25 protein-coding genes are annotated in these 22,625 nt (G+C 73.6%); 19 read left to right on the top strand and 6 right to left on the bottom strand.

The features are described 5' to 3' along the window. Nucleotides 1-5 precede the first annotated feature (5 nt). From leuD to ACFYUY_RS33280, 3 genes are all read left to right on the top strand, one after another. Entirely contained in the window at nucleotides 6-602 is a 597-nt protein-coding gene (gene leuD / locus ACFYUY_RS33290; protein ID WP_360222109.1) for a 3-isopropylmalate dehydratase small subunit, read from the top strand. Nucleotides 603-942: 340 nt separating this feature from the next. After that, nucleotides 943-1,131, top strand: a complete 189-nt coding sequence (locus ACFYUY_RS33285; protein WP_387906167.1) for a hypothetical protein — start codon at nucleotides 943-945, stop codon at nucleotides 1,129-1,131. 133 nt (nucleotides 1,132-1,264) lie between these two features. Continuing rightward, nucleotides 1,265-2,029 carry an HU family DNA-binding protein gene (locus ACFYUY_RS33280; protein WP_387906147.1) on the top strand — a complete coding sequence of 255 codons (765 nt, stop codon included), beginning with the start codon at nucleotides 1,265-1,267 and terminating at the stop codon, nucleotides 2,027-2,029. 163 nt (nucleotides 2,030-2,192) lie between these two features. Here the strand turns inward: ACFYUY_RS33280 and ACFYUY_RS33275 are convergent, their stop codons facing one another. Next, a complete protein-coding gene (locus ACFYUY_RS33275; RefSeq protein WP_360222103.1) occupies nucleotides 2,193-2,414 on the bottom strand; it encodes a hypothetical protein in 222 nt (73 codons plus the stop codon). A 71-nt stretch (nucleotides 2,415-2,485) separates the two neighbouring features. Further along, nucleotides 2,486-3,208, bottom strand: a complete 723-nt coding sequence (cofC, locus tag ACFYUY_RS33270) for a 2-phospho-L-lactate guanylyltransferase (RefSeq protein ID WP_387906145.1) — start codon at nucleotides 3,206-3,208, stop codon at nucleotides 2,486-2,488. Between the two features lie 231 nt (nucleotides 3,209-3,439). Here cofC and ACFYUY_RS33265 point away from each other — a divergent pair, with 231 nt between their 5' ends. The 3 genes from ACFYUY_RS33265 (at nucleotide 3,440) to ACFYUY_RS33255 (ending at nucleotide 6,492) form a co-directional block, all read left to right on the top strand. Next, complete coding sequence (locus ACFYUY_RS33265; protein ID WP_360222097.1) at nucleotides 3,440-4,264, top strand: lysophospholipid acyltransferase family protein; 825 nt, start codon at nucleotides 3,440-3,442, stop codon at nucleotides 4,262-4,264. Next, nucleotides 4,261-5,262 carry an NAD(P)H-dependent glycerol-3-phosphate dehydrogenase gene (locus ACFYUY_RS33260; RefSeq protein WP_360222094.1) on the top strand — a complete coding sequence of 334 codons (1,002 nt, stop codon included), beginning with the start codon at nucleotides 4,261-4,263 and terminating at the stop codon, nucleotides 5,260-5,262. The genes ACFYUY_RS33265 and ACFYUY_RS33260 overlap by 4 nt, the downstream gene beginning before the upstream one ends. Nucleotides 5,263-5,346: 84 nt before the next feature. After that, complete coding sequence (locus ACFYUY_RS33255; RefSeq protein ID WP_360222091.1) at nucleotides 5,347-6,492, top strand: D-alanine--D-alanine ligase family protein; 1,146 nt, start codon at nucleotides 5,347-5,349, stop codon at nucleotides 6,490-6,492. 66 nt (nucleotides 6,493-6,558) lie between these two features. Here the strand turns inward: ACFYUY_RS33255 and ACFYUY_RS33250 are convergent, their stop codons facing one another. Both ACFYUY_RS33250 and ACFYUY_RS33245 read right to left on the bottom strand, forming a co-directional pair. Further along, complete coding sequence (locus ACFYUY_RS33250) at nucleotides 6,559-7,077, bottom strand: DUF3515 domain-containing protein (protein ID WP_360222088.1); 519 nt, start codon at nucleotides 7,075-7,077, stop codon at nucleotides 6,559-6,561. Between the two features lie 20 nt (nucleotides 7,078-7,097). Beyond that, on the bottom strand, nucleotides 7,098-7,331 hold the full coding sequence (locus ACFYUY_RS33245; RefSeq protein ID WP_360222085.1) for an Lrp/AsnC ligand binding domain-containing protein: 234 nt from the start codon (nucleotides 7,329-7,331) through the stop codon (nucleotides 7,098-7,100). A gap of 207 nt (nucleotides 7,332-7,538) precedes the next feature. Between ACFYUY_RS33245 and ACFYUY_RS33240 the strand changes: the two genes are divergently transcribed. The 3 genes from ACFYUY_RS33240 (at nucleotide 7,539) to thiD (ending at nucleotide 10,614) form a co-directional block, all read left to right on the top strand. Continuing rightward, nucleotides 7,539-8,504, top strand: a complete 966-nt coding sequence (locus tag ACFYUY_RS33240; protein WP_360222082.1) for a thiamine-phosphate kinase — start codon at nucleotides 7,539-7,541, stop codon at nucleotides 8,502-8,504. Nucleotides 8,505-8,719: 215 nt separating this feature from the next. Next, the gene (locus ACFYUY_RS33235) at nucleotides 8,720-9,745 is read left to right on the top strand and encodes an ATP-dependent 6-phosphofructokinase (RefSeq protein ID WP_360222079.1); all 1,026 of its coding nucleotides are present in this window, start codon (nucleotides 8,720-8,722) and stop codon (nucleotides 9,743-9,745) included. 23 nt (nucleotides 9,746-9,768) lie between these two features. Then, complete coding sequence (thiD, locus tag ACFYUY_RS33230) at nucleotides 9,769-10,614, top strand: bifunctional hydroxymethylpyrimidine kinase/phosphomethylpyrimidine kinase (RefSeq protein ID WP_360222076.1); 846 nt, start codon at nucleotides 9,769-9,771, stop codon at nucleotides 10,612-10,614. A 282-nt stretch (nucleotides 10,615-10,896) separates the two neighbouring features. Here thiD and rpmB read toward each other — a convergent pair whose 3' ends face one another. Continuing rightward, complete coding sequence (gene rpmB, locus ACFYUY_RS33225; protein WP_014138233.1) at nucleotides 10,897-11,082, bottom strand: 50S ribosomal protein L28; 186 nt, start codon at nucleotides 11,080-11,082, stop codon at nucleotides 10,897-10,899. Between the two features lie 167 nt (nucleotides 11,083-11,249). Here rpmB and ACFYUY_RS33220 point away from each other — a divergent pair, with 167 nt between their 5' ends. The 10 genes from ACFYUY_RS33220 to mutM all read left to right on the top strand — a co-directional run bounded on the left by ACFYUY_RS33220 (nucleotide 11,250) and on the right by mutM (nucleotide 21,311). Continuing rightward, a complete protein-coding gene (locus ACFYUY_RS33220; protein ID WP_387906164.1) occupies nucleotides 11,250-13,013 on the top strand; it encodes a DAK2 domain-containing protein in 1,764 nt (587 codons plus the stop codon). 76 nt (nucleotides 13,014-13,089) lie between these two features. Next, nucleotides 13,090-15,300 (top strand): ATP-dependent DNA helicase RecG, encoded by a 2,211-nt coding sequence (gene recG / locus ACFYUY_RS33215; RefSeq protein ID WP_387906138.1) that lies wholly within the window; start codon nucleotides 13,090-13,092, stop codon nucleotides 15,298-15,300. A gap of 105 nt (nucleotides 15,301-15,405) precedes the next feature. After that, the gene (locus ACFYUY_RS33210; protein WP_280686268.1) at nucleotides 15,406-15,939 is read left to right on the top strand and encodes a hypothetical protein; all 534 of its coding nucleotides are present in this window, start codon (nucleotides 15,406-15,408) and stop codon (nucleotides 15,937-15,939) included. 101 nt (nucleotides 15,940-16,040) lie between these two features. Next, complete coding sequence (gene rsmD / locus ACFYUY_RS33205) at nucleotides 16,041-16,625, top strand: 16S rRNA (guanine(966)-N(2))-methyltransferase RsmD (RefSeq protein ID WP_360220892.1); 585 nt, start codon at nucleotides 16,041-16,043, stop codon at nucleotides 16,623-16,625. Between the two features lie 51 nt (nucleotides 16,626-16,676). Next, nucleotides 16,677-17,168, top strand: coding sequence for a pantetheine-phosphate adenylyltransferase (gene coaD / locus ACFYUY_RS33200; protein WP_360220895.1), 492 nt, complete (start codon nucleotides 16,677-16,679; stop codon nucleotides 17,166-17,168). Between the two features lie 236 nt (nucleotides 17,169-17,404). After that, nucleotides 17,405-18,577, top strand: a complete 1,173-nt coding sequence (locus tag ACFYUY_RS33195; protein ID WP_387906136.1) for an ATP synthase F0 subunit B — start codon at nucleotides 17,405-17,407, stop codon at nucleotides 18,575-18,577. Nucleotides 18,578-18,748: 171 nt separating this feature from the next. After that, nucleotides 18,749-19,393 carry a DUF177 domain-containing protein gene (locus tag ACFYUY_RS33190; protein WP_360220901.1) on the top strand — a complete coding sequence of 215 codons (645 nt, stop codon included), beginning with the start codon at nucleotides 18,749-18,751 and terminating at the stop codon, nucleotides 19,391-19,393. A gap of 2 nt (nucleotides 19,394-19,395) precedes the next feature. Further along, nucleotides 19,396-19,569, top strand: a complete 174-nt coding sequence (rpmF, locus tag ACFYUY_RS33185) for a 50S ribosomal protein L32 (RefSeq protein WP_030056747.1) — start codon at nucleotides 19,396-19,398, stop codon at nucleotides 19,567-19,569. A gap of 20 nt (nucleotides 19,570-19,589) precedes the next feature. Further along, on the top strand, nucleotides 19,590-20,381 hold the full coding sequence (rnc, locus tag ACFYUY_RS33180) for a ribonuclease III (RefSeq protein WP_387906133.1): 792 nt from the start codon (nucleotides 19,590-19,592) through the stop codon (nucleotides 20,379-20,381). A gap of 51 nt (nucleotides 20,382-20,432) precedes the next feature. Further along, nucleotides 20,433-21,311 carry a bifunctional DNA-formamidopyrimidine glycosylase/DNA-(apurinic or apyrimidinic site) lyase gene (mutM, locus tag ACFYUY_RS33175; RefSeq protein ID WP_360220907.1) on the top strand — a complete coding sequence of 293 codons (879 nt, stop codon included), beginning with the start codon at nucleotides 20,433-20,435 and terminating at the stop codon, nucleotides 21,309-21,311. 128 nt (nucleotides 21,312-21,439) lie between these two features. Here the strand turns inward: mutM and ACFYUY_RS33170 are convergent, their stop codons facing one another. After that, nucleotides 21,440-22,360, bottom strand: a complete 921-nt coding sequence (locus ACFYUY_RS33170) for a hypothetical protein (RefSeq protein WP_360220910.1) — start codon at nucleotides 22,358-22,360, stop codon at nucleotides 21,440-21,442. Between the last annotated feature and the right edge of the window lie 265 nt (nucleotides 22,361-22,625).

Genomic DNA, 22,625 nt, shown 5'->3' with positions numbered 1-22,625 from the left:
GAACCATGGAGAAGTTCACCACCCACACCGGCCGGGCCGTCCCGCTGCGCCGCTCCAACGTGGACACCGACCAGATCATCCCGGCGCACTGGCTGAAGAAGGTCACCCGCTCCGGCTTCGAGGACGGCCTGTTCGAGGCCTGGCGCAAGGACGAGTCGTTCATCCTCAACCGGCCCGAGCGCCAGGGGGCCACCGTGCTGGTGGCCGGCCCCGAGTTCGGCACCGGCTCCTCCCGCGAGCACGCCGTCTGGGCGCTGCAGAACTACGGCTTCCACGCGGTCATCTCGTCCCGCTTCGCCGACATCTTCCGGGGCAACTCCCTGAAGAACGGCCTGCTGACGGTGGTCCTCCCGCAGGAGACCGTGGAACAGCTCTGGGCGCTCACGGAGAGTGACCATTCGGCCGAGATCACCGTCGACCTGGAGGCCCGCGAAGTGCGCGCCGAAGGCGTCACGGCCTCCTTCGAACTGGACGACAACGTCCGGTGGCGGCTGCTCAACGGGCTGGACGACATCAGCATCACGCTGCAGAACGAGGCCGACATCGCGGCCTTCGAGACCACCCGTCCCGCCTTCAAGCCCCGTACTCTGCCGGTGGCCTGAGATCCCCTCAGAACAAGCATTCTGACGATCCGCCGGATGGCCCGTCTCCCCTTCGGGGGGGCGGGCCATCCGCCGTTCCGGAGCACGAGTTACCGCCGGGGCCCGCCCCGGATTGCCCATTTGGCTTTGCCGGAGAGGGCCCCGCGCAAGTACAACTGCGGGTAGATGGCACAATCAGTACATGCACCGGCACCATGAACCTCCGTACGCGGGCGGCGAACCCGCGGCCCCGGAGTCCGTGGGCCGGGGATCCGAACGCCGAATTGACGATCGGCCGGACGTCACCTCCGCACCAGCTGAGGGGCCGGACGACCAGGAAGTCGCAGCGCTCTACGCGCTTGTGGCCGAGCGGTTGAAGCAAGCTCACGCCCGCGTGCATGCGCTGAACGTGTCTGCCGATGCAAAGACCGCTCTCACCCGTCAACTCCTCATCGTCACCGAGACCGCCAAGCACGATCTTCCGGAGGCGGCAAGGCGGTTGAGTCGCTTTGTACATGACCTCGACGAGGGGCGCCCGCCCGTCGCCTGAGGTCGCCGACGCGCAAATCCATTGCGACACTAGGGTGATTCGCGCGTTTGGTAATTGAAAGTCCGCAGATACATACCTAACGTGCGAAAAGAACGGATGGAATCATCCGGCGCCCGTTTCCGAAGGGGAAGACGTGAACAAGGCTCAGCTTGTCGAAGCGGTGGCCGAGCAGCTGGGCGGTCGCAAGGCTGCCGCAGAGGCCGTCGACGCAGTGCTCGACACCATGGTCCGCGCCGTTGTGGCTGGTGACCGTGTCTCGGTCACCGGGTTCGGCACCTTCGAGAAGGTGGAGCGCTCCGCGCGCTTCGCCCGCAACCCGCAGACCGGCGAGAAGGTCAAGGTCAAGAAGACCTCGGTGCCCCGCTTCCGTCCCGGCCAGGGCTTCAAGGACCTGGTCAGCGGCAGCAAGAAGCTGCCGAAGGAAGGCCCCTCGGTGAAGAAGGCCCCCAAGGGCTCCCTCACCCCGGGCAAGAGCGGCGTCGCAGCCACCCCGGCCGCCAAGCGCGCGGCCACCAAGCGTGCCGCCACGGCCGCGAAGACCACCGCCGCGAAGACCGCCGCCGCTCCGGCCGCGACCAAGAAGGCCGCCGCGAAGAAGGCGACCACCACGGCCGCCGCCAAGAAGACCACGGCCACCGCCGCCAAGACGACGGCCGCCGCGGCGAAGAAGGCGACCGCCACCAAGAAGGCGACCACCGCCGCCGCGAAGAAGACCTCCGCGGCCGCGACCAAGAAGTCGGCCGCCACCGCCGCCAAGAAGGCGACCACCACGGCCGCCGCCAAGAAGACCACCACCACCGCCGCCGCCAAGAAGGCCACCGCCACGGCCAAGAAGACGGCTCCGGCGAAGAAGACCGCCACCCGCAAGACCACCGCGCGCAAGACCACTGCCAAGTAGTCCCGCCCGGCGGTCCCCGGACGGCCTCCGGCCTTCGGCCCTGAGCCGCGGCACCCCCCTCCGTGACGCACGGGGAACGGGTCGCCGCGGCTCTCTCGGTTTCCGGGCGCTCAGTCGGCAATCCGGGGCGGCCGTCGGCCGGGCCGCGGGTCGGCGGGGCCGCTCAGCCGTCGGTTGGGTCCGGGAAGGTCTGGAGCGTCAGGAAGACCACCCGGCGGGTGCCGCCGTCGCCCTCGGTGCGGATCCGCACCCGCTGGCCGGGGCGCAGCAGCCGCAGGCCGCCGGCGTCGAAGGCGGCCGCGTCGAACGGCACCGGGGTCCCGTCGTCGAGCAGCACGGAGCCGGCCCGGGTGGCGGGGTCGAAGGTGAACGCGGTGGCCTGCATGCCAGCAGCATATCGAGCGGCACCGACAGTCCCGGGGCTTGTCCGTCGATCGGCGCGCCCGCCGGTCGCCGTCAGGCGGGAGCCGCCGGCAGGCCCGGCCCCGGGGCGTGCCCCAGGCGGGCGAAGAGCGGGCCGGTGTGCGGGCCGAGGCCGAGTGCCGCGGCCTCGCCCAGGTCCGTGCCGGTGTCCACGTCGCGGCGCACCGACTCCACGCCCGCCAGGCGCAGTTCGAGCGCCCCGCCGGCCGCGTGCCGGGCCCGGGAGCCGTCCCCGAAGGCGGGGGCGAGCGGACGGCCGGGGGTGCAGGCCAGCAGGGTGGTGCCGAAGCCGGGGGAATCCGGCAGGAAGGCCCGGCCGTCGGGCGGCACCGCCCCCAGGACCCGGGCCAGTTCGGCCGGGCGCAGGGCCGGCAGGTCCGCCGAGAGGACGGCCAGCGGCGAGCGCGGGGCGAGCGACCGGGCGGCGGAGGCGCCGTGCGCCAGCGCCGCGTTGAGGCCGCCGCCGGGTTCGTCGGCGACCACCCGTGCGCCGAGCGCCGCCAGCCGGGCGCCGGCCGAGGCGTCCCGGGTGACCACCAGGACGTGGGCGACGCCCGGGGTGGCCAGCGCGGCGGTGACGGTGTCGAGCGCGAAGGACAGTGCGAGGACCGCCCGGTGCACTCCGGCGTACGGGGCCAGTCGGCTCTTCGCCAGCGCGAGCGGCTTGAGCGGCAGTACGAGCGACCAGCCGGCGGCGGGTGCGGCGGGTGCGGCGGGCGCGACGGGCCCGCTGGGGCGTACGGTGTCCTGGGTCATCGGCGTCATTGTGACGCCGGTCCCGGAGCCCTCGCCAGGCCGTCCGAGCTGTGCGGACGTGCGTTTGATCACGCCTGCCGGGCGCGTTGGCGCGGTCGCTCGACAGCCGGTGAGCAGCCGGGCGACACTGGTCCGCGCCCGCGGCCCGGGCGCCGGTCCACACCGGTGCGCGGCACCGGGAGGCCATGACCGCGGCACCCCACGTGCCGCACGGAAAGAGGAGGAGCCGGGGTGGCCCGCCGCTCGTACGCCAAGTTCGGCAACGCCGACTACGGCATCTGGTACCGCTTCGCGGCCGTGCTGGTGAAGCCGGTGACGACCGCCCTGGTGAAGCCCGACTGGCGGGGCTGGGAGCACCTTCCGAAGGAAGGCGGCTTCATCGCCGCGGTGAACCACAATTCGATCATCGACCCGGTGATCTACGCGCACTGGCAGTACAACAGCGGGCGTCCGCCGCGCATTCTCGGCAAGTCCTCGCTGTTCTCGATTCCCTTCATCGGATTCATGCTGCGCAAGACCGGCCAGATTCCGGTGTTCCGCGAGTCCACCGACGCCGCGCAGGCGTTCCGGGCCGCCATCGACGCCGTCGACAACGGCCAGTGCGTGCAGTTCTACCCGGAGGGAACGCTCACCCGGGACCCGGACCTGTGGCCGATGACCGGCAAGAGCGGCGTCGCCCGGGTCGCGCTGATGACCGGGGCGCCGGTCATCCCGGTCGCGCACTGGGGCGCGCACGAGATCATCCCGCCGTACGGCCGGGCCGGCTACGGGAAGGGCAGGTTCAACCTCTTCCCGCGGCACCGGGTCACGGTGGCCGCCGGGCCCCCGGTGGACCTGAGCCGCTACCAGGGCCAGGAGCTGACCGCCCAGGTGCTCAACGACGCCACCGAGGACATCATGGCGGCGATCACCGAGGTGCTGGCCGGCATCCGCGGCGAGGAGCCGCCCGCCGAGCGCTTCGACATGCGCAAGGCCGCCCGGCAGCGGGCCGCCGCGGCCGTGGCCGAGCGCCGGCGCGCCAAGGGCGGCGACGGCGTCGAGGAGGCCGGCCGGTGACCCGGGTCGCAGTGTTCGGGACGGGGTCCTGGGGGACCGCCTTCGCGATGGTGCTGGCGGACGCGGGCTGCGAGGTGACGCTCTGGGGCCGCCGCTGGGAGCTGGTGGACGCGATCCACACCACCCACGAGAACCCGGACTACCTGCCCGGCGTCCGGCTGCCGTCGTCCATCACGGCCACCGTCGACGCCGCCGCGGCGCTGGCCGGGGCCGACTTCGCGGTGCTCGCGGTGCCCTCGCAGACGGTGCGCGACAACCTGGCCGGCTGGGCGTCCCTGATCGAGCCGCAGACCGTCCTGGTCAGCCTCATGAAGGGCATCGAACTCGGCACCGCCAAGCGGATGAGCGAGGTCATCGCCGAGGTCGCCAAGGTCGGACCGGAGCGGGTAGCGGTGGTCAGCGGGCCCAACCTGGCGAAGGAGATCGCCAACCGGCAGCCGGCCGCCAGTGTGGTGGCCTGCGTCGACGAGGCGGTCGCCAAGCGGCTCCAGGCGGCCTGCCACACGCCGTACTTCCGCCCGTACACCAACACCGACGTGGTGGGCTGCGAGCTCGGCGGGGCGGTCAAGAACGTCATCGGCCTGGCGGTCGGCATGGCCGCCGGCATGGGCCTCGGCGACAACACCAAGGCGACGCTGATCACCCGGGGGCTGGCCGAGACCACCCGGCTCGGCGAGGTGCTCGGCGCCGACCCGCACACCTTCGCCGGGCTCGCCGGGATGGGCGACCTGGTCGCGACCTGCTCGTCCCCGCTGTCGCGCAACAACACCTTCGGCATGAACCTGGGCCGGGGCATGTCGCTCGCGGAGACCATCGCGGCCACCCGGCAGACCGCGGAGGGCGTCAAGTCCTGCGAGTCGGTGCTCGACCTGGCCCGGCGCAACGGGGTCGACATGCCGATCGTCGAGGCGGTGGTGGACGTGGTGCACAACGGCCGGCCCACCCAGGAGGCGCTGCAGGCCCTGATGTCCCGCTCGGCGAAGGCCGAACGGCGCTGAGGCGGTGCCGGGGAGGGCGGGCGGCACCGTTCCCGGGGCGGCTGACGTCCCGGAAACACGTCGCACGGTAGTCTCAATCGCGATATGAGCATCGAACAGACCTCCCCGAACCCGTCCGCTGCGAAGCCGCGCGTCGCGCTGGTCTTCGGCGGCCGCAGCTCCGAGCACGCCATCTCGGTCTCCACCGCGGGCAGCGTGCTCAGGGCGATCGACCGCGACACGTACGACGTGCTGCCGATCGGCATCACGCACGAGGGCCGCTGGGCGCTGGCCAGCGACGAGCCCGCCCGGATGGCCATCACCGACGGCGTGCTGCCGGACGTGGCGCACGTCGCCGAGTCCGTGGCCGGCCAGGTCGCGCTGCCGATCGCCCCGGGCGACCGCGAGGTCGTCCTGAGCGAGCCGGGGAGCGCCCCCAAGGCCCTCGGCGAGGTCGACGTCGTCTTCCCGCTGCTGCACGGCCCCTGGGGCGAGGACGGCACCCTGCAGGGCCTGCTGGAGCTCTCCGGCGTGCCGTACGTCGGCAACGGCGTGCTCGCCAGCGCGGTCGGCATGGACAAGGAGTTCACCAAGCGGGTCCTGGCCTCGCACGGCCTGGGCGTCGGCCGGTACACCGTCGTCCGGCCGCGCGAGTGGGAGAGCGAGCAGGGCCGCGCCGCGGTGCGCGAGCGGGCCGCCGAGCTGGGCCTGCCGCTGTTCGTGAAGCCGTGCCGGGCCGGTTCCAGCATGGGCATCACCAAGGTCAAGGACCTGGCCGACCTCGACGCCGCGATCGAGGAGGCCCGCCGCCACGACCCCAAGCTGATCATCGAGGCCGGTGTGACCGGCCGCGAGATCGAGTGCGGCGTCCTGGAGTTCGAGGACGGCCCGCGGGCCAGCGTGCCCGGCGAGATCATGGTCGGCGGCGGCTACGAGTTCTACGACTTCGAGGCCAAGTACATCGACTCCTCCGAGGTGCGCATCCCGGCGGAGCTCGGCGCCGAGGAGACCGCCGAGATCCGCCGCCAGGCGCTGGCCGCGTTCGAGGCGCTGGGCTGCGAGGGCCTGGCCCGGGTGGACTTCTTCCTGCTGGAGGACGGCACCTGGATGATCAACGAGGTCAACACGATGCCCGGCTTCACCCCGATCTCGGCCTTCCCGAAGATGTGGGAGGCCACCGGGGTGTCCTACCCCGAGCTGATCGACCGGCTGCTCCGCGCCGCGCTGGACCGTTCCACCGGTCTGCGGTAGCGGCCCGACCGCGACGACGGAGGGTGGGCCGGGAGGAGTCCAGGCCCACCCTCCGCGGCGTACCGGTCAGCCCGGGACGGTGGCCTTCACCGCGGGGGTGACGGCGGCGGCCGGGTCGAAGGGGTTCTGCGCGGCACCGGCCGGGACGGTCACCTCGACGTAGGCGGCGCGCATCGTCGTCACGAAGCGGTAGCCGCCGTCGGAGAGCCGCTGCGACCACCAGGTGACGTCGTCCACGGTCGGTGACCAGTCCTTGGCGTGCTCGCCGTCCAGCTGTTCGGGGCGGTCGACGCCGCAGCGCAGCACGGTGCGCGGCGAGCCGCCCCACGCCGCCACGTACGGGGACGCGGGGGACGGGTCCTTCCGGGGGTGGCCGAGCAGCTCCTGCGGCAGCGCCGCGGCGAGCGCACGGCAGTACCCGGCCGCCCGGCCGCCCGGGCTGGGCACCGCCACGCTCTCGTCGGGGGAGCTCCAACTCCCCAGCAGCACCACGAGCGTGCAGGTCAGCGCGAGCGGCAGGGCCAGCCAGCGGAGCGGCGCGGGCAGCGCCGCCAGCGCCCGGGTGATGCGGAGTTCTGTGGCCACCCGCCGATGGTAGCCGGGGCTTACAGGTGGACCACCGGACAGGTCAGGGTGCGGGTGATGCCCTCGACCTGCTGGACCTTGGCCACCACCAGGCGGCCCAGGTCGTCCACGGTGTCGGCCTCGGCCCGGACGATCACGTCGTACGGTCCGGTGACGTCCTCGGCCTGGAGCACGCCGGGAATCTTGGAGATCGACTCGGCCACTGCGGTGGCCTTGCCGACCTCGGTCTGGATCAGGATGTATGCCTGTACCACGGGGGCCTCCCGGCGGCCGGTTACGGGGATCGCCGCCGTGATCGCCCGGTCAGGCGTCGGGTGGGACCGGGCTCACCGGCAGTCTGATCACCACGCTACCGCGCGGTGGGCCGGGGAGGGGAGACCCCGACACCCCCGAAGGGCGTACGCTGCGCGCGGGGGAGCGCGACGGGGACCAGTTCTGAGGGAAACGCGAGAGGACGGCAGATGCAGGGGACCGTGGGCGAGCTCGGCGAGTTCGGTCTCATCAGGGAGCTCACCGCCCGGGTGCCGCTCACCGACGCGGTCGACCTCGGCCCGGGTGACGACGCCGCGGTGGTGAAGGCGCCGGACGGCCGGGTGGTGGCCACCACGGACGTCCTGATCGAGAACCGGCACTTCCGCCGGGACTGGTCCACCGCCTACGACGTGGGCCGCAAGGCCGCCGCCCAGAACCTCGCCGACGTGGCCGCGATGGGCGCGGTGCCGACCGCGATACTGCTCGGCCTGGTGGCCCCCGCGGACCTGCCGACCACCTGGGCCACCGAGCTGATGGACGGGCTGCGCGACGAGTGCCAGGTCGCCGGGGCGACGGTGGTCGGCGGCGACGTGGTGCGCGGCGACACCGTCACCCTGGCGATCACGGCGCTCGGCGACCTGCAGGGGCGCGCGGCGGTGACGCGCTCCGGTGCTCAGGTCGGCGACGTGGTCGCGGTGACCGGCTGGCTCGGCTGGTCGGCCGCCGGGCTGACCGTGCTGCAGCGCGGCTTCCGCTCCCCGCGGGCCTTCGTCGAGGCGCACCGCCGGCCCGAGCCGCCGTACCACGCGGGCCCGGCCGCCGCCGAGTTGGGCGCGACCTCGATGATCGACGTGAGCGACGGACTGGTCGCCGACCTCGGCCACGTGGCCCGCGCCAGCGAGGTGGACATCGACCTCAAGGCCGCCGACTTCGACGTCCCGGCGCAGATGGCCGACATCGGCCAGGCCGTCGGCGTGGACCCGCTGGTCTGGGTGCTGTCCGGCGGCGAGGACCACGCGATCGTGGCGACCTTCCCGCGCGGGGTCCAACTCCCCGCCCGCTGGCGGGTGGTGGGCGAGGTGACCGGCCGCCCCCGGGGCAGCCGCAGCGGCCGGGTGACGGTGGACGGCGCGCCCTGGGACCGGGTCGGCGGCTGGGACCACTTCGCCGAGTGACGGACGGCGCCGGACGCCCGCGCCGACTCTCCTACGGCGCACGGGGGATGGCGTCCGGACACCGGTGCACTGGATCGCGCGCCGGACGTGCGGCGGACGGGCTTCGCCGGGGGGTATTGCGTAGTCTTCCGACTACCGAGAGTCTTGCGACTACCGGGCCCGCCCGCCGTCCGGCGCGGGTGGTCCGAGCCACTGCGAGCGGGAGCACGTCAACCATGCGCATCGGGGTACTGACCAGCGGCGGCGACTGCCCCGGCCTGAACGCGGTGATCCGCTCCGTGGTGCACCGCGGGACGGACGTGCACGGGGACGAGATCGTCGGCATCGAGGACGGCTTCCTCGGTCTCATCGAGGGGCGCACCCGGCCGGTCTCGCACGACGACGTCACCGGTCTGCTCACCCTCGGCGGCACCATCCTGGGCTCCGCCCGGGTCCAGCGGGACCGGATCGCCTGGGCGGTCGACAACGCCCGCACGCTGGCCCGGGACATCGGCATCGACGCGCTGATCGCGATCGGCGGCGAGGGGACGCTGACCGCGGCCCGGCTGTTCAGCGACGCCGGGCTGCCGGTCGTGGGGGTGCCCAAGACCATCGACAACGACATCGACGCCACCGACGTCACCTTCGGCTTCGACACCGCGGTGCACGTGGCGACCGAGGCGATCGACCGGCTGAAGACCACCGCGGAGTCCCACCAGCGCGTCATGGTCGTCGAGTTGATGGGCCGGCACACCGGCTGGATCACCCTCACCGCGGGCATGGCCGCCGGCGCGCACGGCATCCTCATCCCGGAGAAGCCCTTCGACATCGAGGCGGTGGCCCGGATGGTCGAGGACCGGTTCGCCCGCGGCAAGAAGTTCGCCATCATCGCCGTCGCCGAGGGTGCCGCCCCGCAGCCCGGCACCATGCGCTTCGACCACGGCGACGTCGACCAGTTCGGGCACCGGACCTTCGGCGGGATCGGCAACCGGCTCGCCCACGAGCTGGAGGACCTGCTCGGCAAGGAGGCCCGGCCGGTCATCCTCGGGCACACCCAGCGCGGCGGCACCCCGACCGCGCGGGACCGGGTGCTCGCCTCCCGCTTCGGCTGGCACGCGGTCGAGGCCGTCCACAAGGGCGCGTTCGGGCACTTCACCGCGCTGCGCCGGACCGGGATCGAGCTGGTCCCGATCGCCGCCGCGGTGACCAGGCTCAAGACGGTGCCGGAGGACCGCTGGGCGGAATCCGAGGCCGTGCTCTGAACCGCCGGAGGTAGGTTGGCCCCATGGCCCTCCCGTCTCCCGCCCCCGCCCCCGGTCGACCCGCTCCGCACGGCCCCTCCGGCGCCCCGCCCCGCGTCCTCACCGTCGCCGGCTCCGACTCCGGCGGCGGCGCCGGCATCCAGGCCGACCTCAAGGCGATGCTCGCCCTCGGCGTCCACGGCATGAGCGTGATCACCGCCGTCACCGCGCAGAACTCGCTCGGCGTCCAGGGCTACTGGGAACTGCCCGCCGAGGCCGTCCGGGCCCAGTTCCGCAGCGTGGTCGACGACATCGGGGTCCAGGCCGTGAAGACCGGCATGCTCGCCTCGATCGAACTCGTCGAGACCGTCTCCGACCTGCTCGCCGGGGTGGACGCCCCGGTGGTGGTCGACCCGGTCGGCGTCTCCAAGCACGGGGACGCCCTGCTGGCCGCCGAGGCCGTCGCCACCGTCCGCGAGCGGCTGCTGCCGGTCGCCACCCTGGCCACCCCCAACCTGCACGAGGTGACGCAGCTCACCGGCCGGACCGTCGACGACGAGGCCGGGATGCTGGACGCCGCCAGGGCCCTGCTCGACCTCGGGCCGCGCTGGGTGCTGGTCAAGGGCGGCCACCTGGAGGGCGAGGCCGCCGACCTGCTCTACGGCGGCCCCGGCGAGGAGCACTGGTACCGGGCGCCGCGCTACGACAACCGGCACACCCACGGCACCGGCTGCACGCTGGCCAGCGCGATCGCCGCCGGACTGGCCAAGGGGCAGCCGCTGCCCGAGGCGGTCGGCTCGGCCAAGGAGTACATCACCGGCGCGATCGCCGGGGGCTTCGCGCTCGGCGCGGGGATCGGCCCGGTCGACCACGCCTGGCGCTGGCGCTGACCACGGCGGTGGGGGGGGCCGCGGGGCCCCCCCCCCCCGGGGGGGGCCCCGGCGGGCAAAACAGAATCCCCGGCAACCGAGGCGGGGGGGGGGGGGGGGGGGGGGGGGGGGGGGGGGGGGGGGCCGCGCCGCCGCCCCGGGGGGGGGGGGGGGGGGGGGGGGGGGGGGGGGCGCCCCCCCCCCCCCCCCCCCCGCGGGGGAGGCCCCGGGCGGAAAACAGTGAAGCCGGTCCATCCGAGGATGGACCGGCTTCACTGGAGGACCGGCATGCCGGTCTGCGCGTCAGCGCGAGACCTTACCGGCCTTGATGCACGAGGTGCAGACGTTGAGCCGCTTCGGCGTCCGCCCAATCACAGCGCGCACCGTCTGGATGTTGGGGTTCCAACGACGGGGGGTACGGCGGTGCGAGTGGGAGATGCTGTTGCCGAAGCCCGGCCCCTTGCCGCAGACGTCGCAGTTGGCAGCCACAGGAGTCACTCCAAGACTTCAGATCATTTACGTTCGACAACCCCTGTGAACCAGCGGAACACTCGCGTGAACCGGACCGGGCCGAGGGGTGCGCCCGGATTGTTCCAGGCAACCGGAAGAGCATACAACGCTTGCTCCCGTTCAACGAAACTACCATGACCGGCCGGGTGATCGCCCCGGTCGGCCGTCCCGCCGGCCCTCCCCGGCCCCCGATAACCTGCCGGTATCACCCCTCGCCGCAGCCCTGGCTGTGCTGCTGCCCCGCAGGCCGTCGCGGCGTCCGATCCGGAGGAGACCCGGTGCTGCACACGCTCGACGCCCCGGCCGTGCGCACCTGGTGCCAGCTCGCCCTGCGCGCGCTCGGCCAGGCCCGGGAGGAGATCGACGCGCTCAACGTGTACCCCGTCCCGGACGGGGACACCGGCACCAACCTCTACCTCACCGTCGAGTCCGCCGCCGCCGAGGTGGAGAGCCGCTTCACCGACCCCGCCGACGGGCCCGCCCCGGGCCTGGCCGACACGGTGCGGGCGATGGCCCGCGGCGCGCTGGTCGGCGCCCGCGGCAACTCCGGGGTGATCCTCGCCCAGTGGCTGCGCGGCACCGCCGAGACGCTCGCCGAGGGCGGCGGCGCCGACCAGCTGCGGGCCGCCCTGCAGCGGGCCGCCGACTCCGCCTACCAGGCCGTCGCGGAGCCCGTCGAGGGCACCCTGCTGACCGTCGCCCGGGTCGCGGCCCGGGAGGCCGTCCGGGCCGGGGACGGGCTCGCGCAGGTCGCCGACACCGCCCACCGGGCCGCCCGGGACGCCCTGCGGCACACCCCGGAACAGCTCGCCGTGCTGGCCGAGAACGGCGTCGTGGACGCGGGCGGGCGCGGACTGGTGGCCGTCCTCGGGGCGCTCGCCGACGCCGTCGCCGGCCAGCAGCCGATGGGCCCGGTCGCGCTGCGCGACGACGTCCGGGCGGTCGACAGCTGCGAGGTGCACGTGCGACCGCCCGGCCCCGGCCACCCCGCCTTCGAGGTCATCTACCTGCTGGACGCGGCCGACGAGGCCCTGCCCGCGCTGCGCGAGCGGCTCGGCGGCCTCGGCGACTCGCTGGTGATCGGCGGCGGCGACGGCCTGTGGAACGTGCACGTCCACGTGGACGACGCGGGCGCCGCCGTCGAGGCCGGGGTGCGGGCCGGGCGGCCGCACCAGATCCGGATCACCCACTTCGCCGAGGCCGCCGCCCGGGCCGGCCGCGCCGCCGAGCGCGGCGAACGCGAGGAGCGCGCCCGCGCGGTGCTCTCCGTGGTCTCCGGCACGGGGCTCGCCGAGCTGTGCGAGCAGGCCGGCGCCCTGGTGCTGCACGCCGACCCGGACCGCCCGCCGGCCAGCGCCGAACTCGCCGCGGCCGTCCGCCGCTCGGCCGCCCGCGAGGTCGTCCTGCTGCTCAACGACCCCGAACTGCGGGCCGCCGCCGGGGCCGCCGCCGACCAGCTGCGCGAGGAGGGCGTGCGGATCGCCGTGCTGCCCACCCGCTCGCCGGTGCAGGGGCTGGCGGCGCTCGCGGTGCACGAGGCGGGCCGCCGCTTCGACGAGGACGTGGTCGCCATGACCTCCGCGGCCGGCGCCACCCGGTACGCCGAACTCGCCGTCGCCGAGGGGGAGTCCTGGACGATGGCCGGGGTCTGCCAGGCCGGGGACGTGCTCGGCCTGATCGACGGCGACGTGGCGGTGATCGGCACGGGCCTGGACGAGGTCGGGACGAGCGTGCTGGACCGGATGCTCGGCGCGGGCGGCGAACTCGTCACCCTGGTGCTCGGCGACGGCGCCGACGAGGCGCTCGCCGAGCGCCTCGTCGCGCACGCCCGGCACCGGCGGCCGGAGGTGGACGCGGTGGTCTTCCACGGCGGCCAGGAGTCCGCGCCGCTGCTCATCGGCGTCGAGTGAACCCGCCGCCCGGGTCGGCGCGGGTCGGCCGCCGGAAGGCCCGGACTGTCGGCCCCGTGGTGTAAACAAGGGCCTGATGGGCGCTCTCGATGAACCACTGACCAAGCTCGTCGGCGACCGCACCGCGAAGGTGCTGGCCGACAGCCTGAAGCTGCGCACGGTCGGGGACCTGCTGCACCACTACCCGCGCCGCTACGTCGAGCGCGGCCAGCTCACCAGCCTGGACGAGCTGGAGATCGACGAGCACGTCACCGTGCTGGCCCGGATCGAGAAGGTCACCCTGATCCCGTTCCGCGGGCGCAAGGGCGACCGGCTGGAGGTCGTCGTCACCGACGGCCGCAGCCGGCTCTCGCTGGTCTTCTTCAACCAGGGCTGGCGCCAGAAGGAGCTCAGGGCCGGCGCCCAGGGCCTGTTCGCGGGCAAGGTCGGCGTCTTCAACCGCAGCCGGCAGCTGGTCTCCCCGGACTACCAGCTGCTCGACGAGGACGCCGGGTCGGACGCGGCGAAGCAGTTCGCCGGCCGGCTCATCCCGGTGTACGGCGCCAGCGCGCAGATGCCCAGCTGGAAGCTGTCGATCTGCATCGAGACGGCGCTCACCAAGCACCTCGCCGACGTCGGCGAGCCGCTGCCCGCCGAACTGCGCGAGCGGCACGAGCTGATCCCGCTGCCCGAGGCGCTGGAGCTGATCCACCGCCCGCGCGGCCAGGCCGACCGCGAGCGCGCCCAGAGCCGGCTGCGCTGGGACGAGGCCTTCGTGCTCCAGGTCGCCCTGGCCCGGCGCCGGGCCGCCGAGTCCGCGCTGCCCGCCGTTCCGCGCCGGGCCCGCGAGGGCGGCCTGCTGGACGCCTTCGACGCCCGGCTGCCCTTCACCCTCACCGAGGGCCAGCAGAAGGTGTCCGCCGAGATCGCCGCCGACCTGGCGACCGAGCACCCCATGCACCGGCTGCTCCAGGGCGAGGTCGGCTCGGGCAAGACGCTGGTCGCGCTGCGCGCCATGCTCGCCGTGGTCGACGCGGGCGGCCAGGCCGTCCTGCTCGCCCCCACCGAGGTGCTCGCCCAGCAGCACCACCGCTCGATCGTCGAGATGATGGGCGACCTCGCCGAGGGCGGCATGCTCGGCGGCTCCGACCTCGGCACCCGGGTGGTGCTGCTGACCGGCTCGATGGGCGTCCCGGCCCGCCGCCAGGCGCTGCTCGACATGGCCTGCGGCGACGCCGGCATCGCCATCGGCACCCACGCGCTGATCGAGGACAAGGTCCAGTTCCAGGACCTCGGCCTGGTCGTGGTCGACGAGCAGCACCGCTTCGGCGTCGAGCAGCGGGACGCGCTGCGCGCCAAGGGTGACCAGCCGCCTCACCTGCTGGTGATGACCGCCACGCCGATCCCGCGCACCGTCGCGATGACGGTCTTCGGGGACTTGGAGACCTCCGTCCTCGACCAGCTGCCAGCCGGCCGCTCACCGATCTCCACCCACGTCGTCCCCGCCCTGGAGAAGCCCAACTTCCTCACCCGGGCCTGGGAGCGCGTCCGCGAGGAGGTCGCCAAGGGCCACCAGGCGTACGTGGTCTGCCCCCGGATCGGGGACGAGGAGCCCGCCGCCGAACCGAAGAAGCGGCGCAGGGCGGCCGAGGAGGACTTCGAGGAGGTCGCCGGGGCCGCGAGCGACGAACGGCGGCCCCCGCTCTCGGTGGTGGAGACGGCCGGGAAGCTGGCCACCGGCCCGCTCGGCGGCCTGCGGGTGGAGATCCTGCACGGCCGGCTCGCCCCGGAGGCCAAGGACGACGTGATGCGCCGGTTCGCGGCCGGCGAGGTGGACGTCCTGGTGGCCACCACCGTCATCGAGGTCGGCGTCAACGTGCCCAACTCCACCGCGATGGTCATCATGGACGCCGACCGCTTCGGCGTCTCGCAGCTCCACCAGCTGCGCGGCCGGGTCGGCCGCGGCAGCGCGCCCGGCCTGTGCCTGCTGGTCAGCGACATGCCTGCGGGCAGCGCCGCCCGCTCCCGGCTGGACGCGGTGGCCGGCACCCTGGACGGCTTCGAGCTGTCCCGGATCGACCTCGAACAGCGCCGCGAGGGCGACGTGCTGGGCCAGGCGCAGTCCGGGGTGAAGTCCTCGCTCAAGGTGCTCTCGGTGCTGGAGGACGAGGAGGTCATCCTGACCGCCCGGACGGAGGCCACCCGGCTGGTCGCCGAGGACCCGGACCTCACCGCCCACCCGGAGCTGCGCACCGCGCTGGAGAGCCTGCTCGACGAGGACCGCGCGGCCTACATGGAGAAGGGCTGAGCGGCCGCCGCCGGCCCCGGAATTGTCAGACCCCCGGGAGAGAATGAAGGTGTTCAGGACGCACCCTCAAGGTGCGTACCTGGCGCGACACTTGGGGGTCCTGCCATGGCATTCCGTCATCTCAACGAGCTCCCGCTCGGTGACAAGGTCTTCCGGATCGAACTCGCCAGCGACGACGACCGCGAGGTCACCCTCACCCTGACCGGCTGGCGCGAGGGGGCGGCCGCCCAGCCGCTGGCCTCGGGCAAGCTCCGCCTGCCGGTCGAGGACGTCGCCTCGCTGCGGATCGCGCTCAACCGCGCGCTGCGGGCGCTGGCGATCGTCGCCGACGTCTCCGAGCCCATCCCCGACCGCGACGTGCTGCGCGAGCTGTACCCCGGCCACGGCGCCCCCTGGGTGCCGCAGCACGAGGAGGAGCTGGTCCGGCGCTTCCACGACGGCGAGACCGTCGCCCGGATCGCCGCCCGCTTCGGCCGCACGCCCGACTCCGTCCGCACCAAGCTGCGCGAGCTCGGCCACGACCCGCGCCGCCCCGAGTTCTGCCCGCCCGACGGCTGCCTGTCCTGGTCCCGCTACGCCTCGCCGGCGCTGCTCGGCGCGGCCGTCCCGGCCCAGTCGGCGGGCTCCGAGGCGAGCTGACGCCGGTCCGGCCCGCGGGGCCCCGCCGATCCACCGGTGGGGCCCCGCGGGCCGGGGCGGGATAGCGTGGTCGGGCAGCGACGAAAGGACCTCCCACCACCATGACCCGCGTGATCGCCGGGGCGGCCGGGGGCCGCCGACTGGCCGTACCGCCAGGCCGGGGCACCCGCCCGACCTCCGACAAGGCCCGCGAGGCGATGTTCTCCACCCTGGAGGCGCTGCGCGGCACCCTGCACGGGGCCCGGATGCTCGACCTGTTCGGCGGATCCGGCGCGGTCGGCCTGGAGGCGCTGTCGCGCGGCGCCGACCACGTCCTGCTGGTCGAGGCGGACGGCCAGGCGGTCCGGGTGATCCGGGAGAACGTCCGCACGATCGGCCTGCCGGGCGCCGAGGTGAGGTCCGCCCGCGCGGAGAAGGTGGTCGAGGGCCCGGCCCCGGAGACCCCGTACGACCTGGTGTTCCTCGATCCGCCGTACGCCGTGACGGACGAGGAGCTGCGCGAGATGCTGATCACACTCCTGGCCGGGGGCTGGCTCGCGGAGGACGCACTCGTCACCGTGGAGCGCAGCACCCGCGGCGGAGAGTTCGGCTGGCCCGAGGGCTTCGAGGTGTTGCGCTCCCGCCGCTACGGCGAGGGCACGCTCTGGTACGGTCGCGCCGCCGCCGAGGCCCGCCAGCACGAGTAGCGGGCCGAGGCCCGCCGAGCAGCCGTCACCCCACGAGGGAGCACACACGCCATGCGCCGCGCCGTCTGTCCCGGATCGTTCGACCCGATCACCAACGGTCACCTCGACATCATCGAGCGGGCCTCGAAGCTGTACGACGTGGTGCATGTCGCGGTCCTGATCAACCGGAACAAGCAGGGCATGTTCACCGTCGAGGAGCGGATCGGCCTGATCGAGGAGGTCACCGCGCAGTTCGGGAACGTGGTGGTCGAGTCGCACCACGGCCTGCTGGTGGACTTCTGCCGCGAGCGCGGGATCCCCGCGATCATCAAGGGCCTGCGCGCGGTCAGCGACTTCGACTACGAGCTGCAGATGGCGCAGATGAACCACGGCCTGACCGGGGTGGAGACCCTGTTCGTGCCGACCTCGCCGACGTACAGCTTCCTGTCCTCGACGCTGGTCAAGGAGGTCGCCTCCTACGGCGGCGACGTCTCGCACCTGCTGCCGGAGACGGTGCACCGGCGGCTGGTCGAGCGGATCGCGGAGCGCCGCGCACAGCAGTAGCGGACGGGCCGCGGGAGGGCCGTCGGCGGTCTGGGTGGCCGGCGGGATCGGAGGAACCGTCCGTTTCTGCCGGTTCGTCACGACTTGTCCTCCGCCTCCCGCGGCCGGTTCCGCCCGGGCGTTGTGTCCTCGCAGCGCGGTGGCCGTACAGTCTGTAGTCCTGCCCTGCGGTGAGGTCCACCGCGCCGGGCCTGCCTCCGCCGGACCGTCGGCGGCACACGGAAAGACGAAGCCCCGTGGACGTGCAGAACAAGGTCGACGAGATCGTCGCGGCCGTCGAGGGCGCCCGCTCGATGCCCATGTCGGCCTCCTGCGTGGTGAACCGGGCCGAGCTGATCGGCCTGCTCAACGACCTCAAGGCGGCGCTGCCCGCCGAACTCGCCCAGGCCCAGTCGGTGATGGCCGACCACGAGCAGGTGGTCGCCGGCGCGCAGGCCGAGGCCGACCGGATCATCCAGGGCGCGCACGCCGAGCGCGGCTCGCTGATCTCCGACACCGAGGTGGTCCGCCGGGCGCAGGCCGAGGCCGACCGGATCCTCGCGGAGGCCCGCAACGAGGTCGAGACCAAGCGCGTCGAGGCCGACGACTACGTGGACAGCAAGCTGGCCAACTTCGAGGTCGTGCTGACCAAGACGCTCGGCGCCGTCGGCCGCGGCCGCACCAAGCTGCGCGGCGACTCCAGCGTCTTCGAGACGGAGTTCGACGGCGAGAGCGACGGCGAGGAGTTCCAGCCGCAGCGGATCAGCCCGAGCCCCGAGGTCGACGAGTACGTCGACGTGAAGCTCGCCACCCTGGAGAACGTCCTCAGCGCCACCCTGGAGGCCGTCGGCAAGGGCCGCGACAAGCTGCTCGGCAAGCGGCCGATCGACGAGCTCGGCGCCTACCTGGCCGCCGCCGACGAGGCCCAGCAGGCCAAGGAGCGGGCCGAGGCCGTCGCCGCGGGCTTCTCCGAGGCGGAGGGCGACGACATCGCCTGGTACCGCGAGGACGTGCCGCAGCAGCAGACCTGGCCGGAGCAGACCCCGGCCGCGGCCGGCTGGCAGGCCCCCGGCGCCGACCAGTACGCCGCCGCCCAGCAGCAGGGCGGGCAGTACGCCGAGGTGTACGGCGGCGGCTTCGACCCGGCCGGCCAGGGCGACCCGTACGGCACCCAGTGGGGGCACCAGCAGCAGGGCGCCGCGGGCGGCTACCAGCAGCAGCCGGACTACCAGAACCAGCAGCACGGCGACTACGGCTATCCCCAGCAGCAACAGGGCTACGGCGCCCAGCAGTACGACGGCTACGCCTACCCGCAGCAGCCCGCCGCCCCGCCGGCCGTGCCGCAGCAGCAGCCGGGACTGGACGAGACCAGCTTCTTCGACACCAGCATGATCGACATGACCCGGCTCCGGGAGCTGGGCGGCCGCTGAGCCGGTTCCGGCCGGGCCCGGCGGGCGTCCCTGACGGGACCGAAGTTGGGCCTGGCGGGAGACTCCGGTAGGCTGACCACTCCGGCCATCTCGTGTCGGACTCTCGGCTTGCCCGCGCACCGTCGGTGCGTAGGCACCGCAATCGATGAATCCCATGGAAGTCAGGACACCTTGAACCGCCTCGACCACCGCGACCCCCTCGTGTTCGACACGCACGAACTGGGACGTCGCCCGGGCTCGCTGCGCAAGGTGTCCCGCACCCTGGAGGCCCCCGAGGGCCTGGGCATCATCGACGTGATCGGAGTCCCCGAGAAGAGCGAGATCCGGCTGGAGCTCCGCCTGGAGTCGGTGGTCGAGGGCGTGCTGGTGACCGGCACCGCCGAGGCCCACGTCGAGGGCGAGTGCGTCCGGTGCCTGGAGCCCGTCGACGACGACATCGACGTGGACTTCCAGGAGCTGTACTACTACCCGGAGTCCGACGAGCGCCACCGCGCCCGGACCGCCGGGGCCGAGGACCTCGAAGAGGACTCGGAAGAAGAGACTTACCGTCTGGAGGGCGACTTCTTCGACCTCCAGCCGGTGCTGCGTGACGCGGTGGTGCTCGCACTGCCGCTGCAGCCGGTGTGCCAGGAAGACTGCCTGGGCCTGTGCTCCGAGTGCGGAGCGCGCCTGAGCGACGACCCGGCGCACCACCACGACGCCGCCGACCCCAGGTGGGCGGCTCTGCAGGGACTCTCCGCCGCCCCCGGCGACGAGGGTGACGGGATCAAGAACAGCGACACCCGTGAGGGTCTCGCCGAGAACCAGGAGAAGTAGCCGTGGCTGTTCCGAAGCGGAAGATGTCGCGCAGCAACACGCGCCACCGCCGGTCCAACTGGAAGGCCGTCGTTCCGGCCCTCGTGGCGTGCGACCGCTGCCACGAGCCGAAGCTCGGCCACATCGCGTGCCCGAGCTGCGGCACGTACAACCGTCGCCAGGTCCTCTCGGTCTGATCGGCGGGGTGCACGGATCGATGTCGGACGGTAACTCCACCCGCAAGGCGTCCACCGCCCCGAAGGGTTCCTCTTCGAGCGGTGGCAGGGCCGGCGGGCCGGCTTCGACCGAATACGACGTCCTGGAAGGGCGCCTCGGGTACACGCTCGAGCGCGCCCTTCTGGTACGCGCCCTGACCCACCGCTCGTACGCGTACGAGAACGGTGGCCTGCCCACCAACGAGCGCCTCGAGTTCCTCGGCGACTCGGTGCTGGGCCTGGTGGTGACCGACACCCTCTACCGCGTCCACCCGGACGTCCCCGAGGGCACGCTCGCCAAGCTCCGCGCCGCGGTGGTCAACTCCCGCGCGCTCGCGGACGTCGGCCGGGGCCTCGACCTCGGTGCGTTCATCCGGCTCGGCAAGGGCGAGGAGGGCACCGGCGGCCGCGACAAGTCGTCGATCCTCGCCGACACCGTCGAGGCCGTGATCGGCGCCGTCTACCTGGACCAGGGGCTGGACGCCGCCACCGAGTTCGTTCACCGCCTGTTCGACCCGCTGATCGAGGAGTCCTCACAGCTGGGCGCGGGCCTGGACTGGAAGACCAGCCTCCAGGAGCTCACCGCCTCGGTGGGCATCGGAGTCCCCGAGTACGTGGTCATGGAGTCCGGACCGGACCACGAGAAGACCTTCACCGCCGCGGCCCGGGTCGCCGGCGAGGACTTCGGCAGCGGCGTCGGCCGCTCGAAGAAGGAAGCCGAGCAGAAGGCCGCCGAGAGCGCCTGGCGCGCGATCAAGGAGAAGTACGCCGACCGGCTGCCCGCCGGCGCGTGAGTCCGCAGTAGCCTTCCTCCTGCCGTCGTCTGCCGCAGGAGGCCTGTTCCCGTGCCCGAACTCCCCGAGGTCGAAGTCGTCCGCCGCGGTCTGGCGAACTGGGTCGCCGGGCGCACCGTCGCCGACGTCCAGGTGCTGCACCCGCGCGCGGTGCGCCGACAGCCCGCCGGCGCGGCCGACTTCGCCGCCCGGCTGACCGGCACCGTCCTCGGCGCCGCGCAGCGCCGCGGCAAGTACCTGTGGCTGCCGCTGGGCGGCACCGGCACCGGGTTCTCGCTGATCGGCCACCTCGGGATGAGCGGCCAACTCCTCGTCCAGGAGCCCTCGGTGCCCGACGAGACGCACCTGCGGGTGCGGCTGCGGTTCACCGACGGCGGGCGCGAGCTGCGCTTCGTCGACCAGCGGACCTTCGGCGGCCTCGCCGTCGAGGAGGCCGAGGAGGGGGACCCGGAGGGCACCCCACTCTCCATCGCGCACATCGCCCGCGACCCGCTCGACGAGCGCTTCGACGACGCCGTCTTCGTGGCCGCGCTGCGGGCCAGGCGCACCACCGTGAAGCGGGCGCTGCTCGACCAGACGCTGATCAGCGGGGTCGGCAACATCTACGCCGACGAGGCGCTCTGGCGCTCCCGGCTGCACTACGACCGCCCGACCGCGACGCTCACCCGGGCGCAGGCCGCCGAACTGCTGGCCAACGCCCGCGCGGTGATGACGGCGGCGCTCGCCGTCGGCGGCACCAGCTTCGACAGCCTGTACGTCAACGTGAACGGCGAGAGCGGCTACTTCTCCCGGGACCTCGACGCCTACGGCCGCGAGGACGAACCGTGCCGCCGCTGCGGCACCCCGATGCGGCGGGCCGCCTGGATGAACCGGTCCAGCTACTTCTGCCCCCGCTGCCAGCGGGTGCCGCGGGTCCGCAGCGGGGGCTGAGGCTCCGGGCGCGGCCCGCGGACCCGGTGCCGACCGGATCCGCGGGCCGCGCGCCTGTCGGTGCCCGTCGCTCGCCGGTGCCCGCAGCCCGTCGGCGCCCGTCGGAGCCCACCGCCCGTCGGTGCCCGTCAGTGCTCGGCGAGGGCCGGCCGGTCCTCGGCCGGTTCGTCCGGTGCGCCGTGGGTGTCCTGGCCGAAGTAGGCGACGCCGACCGCGGAGACCACCGCCAGCAGGAAGCCGACCACGCCGAGCCAGCCCAGACCGGGCTTGGAGGAGTCGCCGAGCCAGATCACCCCGACCGCGCCGGGCAGCACCGTCTCGCCGACCACCAGCGCGGCCGTGGCACCGTTCACCGAGCCGATCTGCAGCGCCACCGTGTGCACGTACATGCCGCCGATGCCGCCGATCAGGATCGCGTACAGCGCGGGGTCGGAGAGCAGCGAGGCGAGGTCGAACGGGTCGACGCCGTTCAGGATGCGCACGCCGACGCCGAGCGCGCCGAAGCCCAGGCCGGAGAGCAGACCGGCGACGATCGCGCCCTTGGCGCCCATCCGGCGCACCAGCAGGCTGCCGCCGACCAGCAGCACGGTGGTGATCAGCAGCAGCCACCAGTGGAAGGACATCGCCGCGTGGTGGCCGCCCTCCGGGCCGGCCGAGACCGCCAGCAGCACCAGCGCCGAGCAGAGCACGCCGATCGACGCCCACTCCAGCTGCTTGAGCCGGATGCCGAGCAGCTTGATGCTCAGCACCGCGGTGATCACCAGGTTGGCGCTGATGATGGTCTGGGAGAGGAAGAGCGGCAGCAGCCGGGCGGCCAGCGCGCCCAGCCCGAAGCCGATGAAGTCCAGTACCGTGCCGAGGATGAACTCCCAGGTGACGGCGGCCTTCGCGGTCGAGGAGAGGCTCGGCCCGCCGTGCTCGGTGGTGCCGGTGGTGGCGCCCTTGGCGGCCTCCTCGCGGGCGGAACGGCGGGATCCGACGGCCTGCAGGACCGAGCCGGTGCCGTAGCAGGCGGATGCCGCCACGGCGGTGACGAGGCCGATGATCACCGGGTGCTCCGATCGGGAGATGGGTCAAGAACGGGTAATGGGACCAGCGGTCCGGGTCCACTATGCCCGCCCGCGCGGTACGGTCGGCACGCCCCCGGAACCCCCGGCCCGCCGGGACGTACGACCGGGCGCCCGCCGCGGTTCCCGCAGGCCACCGGCGTCAGGGGCGAGTGGGGGAAACATCATCCCCGAGGAGGGGCGCGGCCCCGGCGGTCGGCGGGGAACCCCGCAGTCACCAGTATGCGAAGGGTATGCCGTCCTCCGG

The organism is Kitasatospora sp. NPDC004745, assembly GCF_042873275.1.
Taxonomy (GTDB): Bacteria; Actinomycetota; Actinomycetes; order Streptomycetales; family Streptomycetaceae; genus Kitasatospora.
Note: the sequence above shows the minus strand (reverse complement) of the source record. Positions and strands in the feature narration are given on the sequence as shown.

Bases quoted from the DNA above. Each gene is read 5' to 3' on its own strand.
- rsmD (WP_360220892.1), top strand. From the start codon at position 16,041: ATGACCCGCGTGATCGCCGGGGCGGCCGGGGGCCGCCGACTGGCCGTA.
- ACFYUY_RS33210 (WP_280686268.1), top strand. From the start codon at position 15,406: ATGGCATTCCGTCATCTCAACGAGCTCCCGCTCGGTGACAAGGTCTTC.
- ACFYUY_RS33235 (WP_360222079.1), top strand. From the start codon at position 8,720: ATGCGCATCGGGGTACTGACCAGCGGCGGCGACTGCCCCGGCCTGAAC.
- rnc (WP_387906133.1), top strand. From the start codon at position 19,590: ATGTCGGACGGTAACTCCACCCGCAAGGCGTCCACCGCCCCGAAGGGT.
- coaD (WP_360220895.1), top strand. From the start codon at position 16,677: ATGCGCCGCGCCGTCTGTCCCGGATCGTTCGACCCGATCACCAACGGT.
- recG (WP_387906138.1), top strand. From the start codon at position 13,090: ATGGGCGCTCTCGATGAACCACTGACCAAGCTCGTCGGCGACCGCACC.
- ACFYUY_RS33275 (WP_360222103.1), bottom strand. From the start codon at position 2,414: ATGCAGGCCACCGCGTTCACCTTCGACCCCGCCACCCGGGCCGGCTCC.
- cofC (WP_387906145.1), bottom strand. From the start codon at position 3,208: ATGACCCAGGACACCGTACGCCCCAGCGGGCCCGTCGCGCCCGCCGCA.
- ACFYUY_RS33240 (WP_360222082.1), top strand. From the start codon at position 7,539: ATGCAGGGGACCGTGGGCGAGCTCGGCGAGTTCGGTCTCATCAGGGAG.
- leuD (WP_360222109.1), top strand. From the start codon at position 6: ATGGAGAAGTTCACCACCCACACCGGCCGGGCCGTCCCGCTGCGCCGC.
- ACFYUY_RS33255 (WP_360222091.1), top strand. From the start codon at position 5,347: ATGAGCATCGAACAGACCTCCCCGAACCCGTCCGCTGCGAAGCCGCGC.
- thiD (WP_360222076.1), top strand. From the start codon at position 9,769: ATGGCCCTCCCGTCTCCCGCCCCCGCCCCCGGTCGACCCGCTCCGCAC.